Raw genomic sequence first — 2,058 nt, forward strand, 5'->3', positions numbered from 1 at the left:
GCCGCCAACGACACCATCAGCATGAAACCAAGCGCAGCCACGAGCCCCAGGCTGGCCGCACGGGTTCGGATCAGCGACGAGACCGGCTCGTCGATCGGCTTGGCCTTAAACGTGGCGTTCAGCGCTGTGTGCATTTCGCCGAAGACACCTGAAGCGGTAATCACGACCGTGAGAACGCCAACGAGCGTCGCCAGAGTTCCGGAGCGCGGATCGCTCGATCGCTCGAGGATAGACTTGATGAAATCGCCACCTGCAGGGCCGAGGAGCTGGCCAAGCTCGTGGCTGATCGCCGCGCGCGCAGCGTCCTGGCCGAATGCGAGGCCGGCGATTGCAACCACGATGAGAAGTACGGGCGCGAGCGAGGTCGCGGCATAGAAGGCAATAGCCGCCCCGCGGCTCAAGGCATCGTTGGCCACAAAACCGGAAATTGCCACCTTCAAAACCCGCCACAAGCGTCCCATTCGGTTCTTTCATGGCTCGGTACGAACGGCACATGCTTGCGGCAACGACCAAAGGTCCTGGATGGTTTCCTTGAGTTCACGGACTCAACGTCGCGAGGGAGCAAAGATTAATCGTGGGCTTCTCGATGACTGGAGCCTCAGGCAACTGCATCCCCAGAGGGCTATGGCCTTAGGCTACTACCCGGCCGGCTTTCGAGGACTGATGGTGGTTCGAGACAGTGAAGCCAAATCGACACCGATAAGACGACCGGCACTGGCCGTGTCGTCAACCGCTCCTCACAAAGTTCGGAATCAGTCGGCGTGGCCAATGTTGACATGAAGCCAGCGGTCGCCCGGACGACGCACGTGCTTACCGCCGCCCCGCCCCCTTTTTCCTGCCAGCTTTCGTGACTGTTTTCTTGCCTACGGTCCCGCGTCGAGCTCTTGACTGAGTCGTTTTTGACCTCTTCGAAGACTTCTTGGCGGTTTTCTTAACTGTCTTTTTTCGCGCCTTCGTCGCATTGGCTATTGTCGTCGCCACTTTCTTGACGGGCCTTGGAAGTCGCTTAGCAACCTCCTTTTTTGCTTTTCTTGATGCCGCTTTAACAGCAGTTTCAGCAAGGGTCCCGGCGGCCTGCGCCGCTAAATCGGTCATTTGATCAATGATGGGCTTTCTTTCCTCAGGAGCGTTGTCGCGTCCATTCCCGTGCGGTGTTTTCTCAGTATCCATGGCCGGCTCGTTGGGTCCACCGTCGTCGCTTCGATCACCCGTCGTCGGGCAACGGTATCCCGTCGTCAAATTCCTGCGTGACCGAATCTGGACAATAAAGCCCGCACCAACCCATTTTGTTCCTGGAAGGCACTCGCACAAAAACCGCCCAAGCCCTTCGCCAGGCGCCAGCAAAGGTGCTCGGCGACGCAGTCAGCGCCGGCAACAGCCTTTTCCATAGCGCCGCCCGGGCTCGGGTTATCGCCCTTCGATGAAGGAGATTCGATGAGCCGCCCAGCCCGGCCCAAGCGCAAACGCTGGGCCGAATTAGCTCCGCACGAGACCGGCTGCCTTCAATGCCGCCGCGATGATCGGGCCGGGCGCAACGCGCGGCGACGGGCCGGGCAGCGCTGCGGGAATCTCCGGAACCGGAAGACCTGCGGCCTTGAAGGCCGCCGCAATGATGGCATTGGGGTCGAGTGGGTGACGCGACTGCCGCTCTTCATCGTCAGCAAGCGAGGCTTCGGCCGAACCGCGCGCGCCTTCGGCGGCCGCCCCTGCCATGACGAGGGCGCCGCCGTCGTTCGCAATCTGGATAGTTGCTGACACCGGCGTCGCGTCATCCGGCAAATCAATCATGGATTCGTGTTTGTGCAGGCACCAGAAGCGTGCGATGTGATGCGTAGAAGAGGCTCCCACATCAAGGAAAAATGCACCCGCAGAGCCGCAACTCTCATCCGTGGTCGTCGCGAGCGGCACGCCATGCGCCATTCCACTGATGGAGAAAGCCTCGATAAGAGCCTCACCGTTTGGATCGCTCCAAACGCGGCGGGTGAAGCTCTCGGCGAATTCGTGATGCGAGGAATTCTCCGGAAGTCCGTGCACATTGGTCCACTGCCGAACGATGTC

General features: G+C 60.4%; 2 protein-coding genes and 1 pseudogene. All 3 read right to left on the minus strand.

Features of this window, described 5'->3' with window-relative positions; translation table 11 throughout:
- The coding region (locus JQ553_RS34175) for a YihY/virulence factor BrkB family protein (protein ID WP_212504471.1) at positions 1–461 on the minus strand (461 nt) is incomplete at its 3' end.
- A 349-nt stretch (positions 462–810) separates the two neighbouring features.
- Complete coding sequence (locus JQ553_RS34180; protein WP_212504472.1) at positions 811–1,170, minus strand: hypothetical protein; 360 nt, start codon at positions 1,168–1,170, stop codon at positions 811–813.
- Positions 1,171–1,476: 306 nt separating this feature from the next.
- A pseudogene (locus JQ553_RS34185) lies at positions 1,477–2,058 on the minus strand (hypothetical protein); the annotation flags it as partial.

Origin of the sequence: Bradyrhizobium lablabi, assembly GCF_018131005.1 — a bacterium.
Lineage (GTDB): Bacteria > Pseudomonadota > Alphaproteobacteria > Rhizobiales > Xanthobacteraceae > Bradyrhizobium > Bradyrhizobium lablabi_D.

Excerpts from the sequence above, each read along its gene's own strand:
- JQ553_RS34180 (WP_212504472.1), bottom strand. The coding sequence starts at position 1,170 with ATGGATACTGAGAAAACACCGCACGGGAATGGACGCGACAACGCTCCT.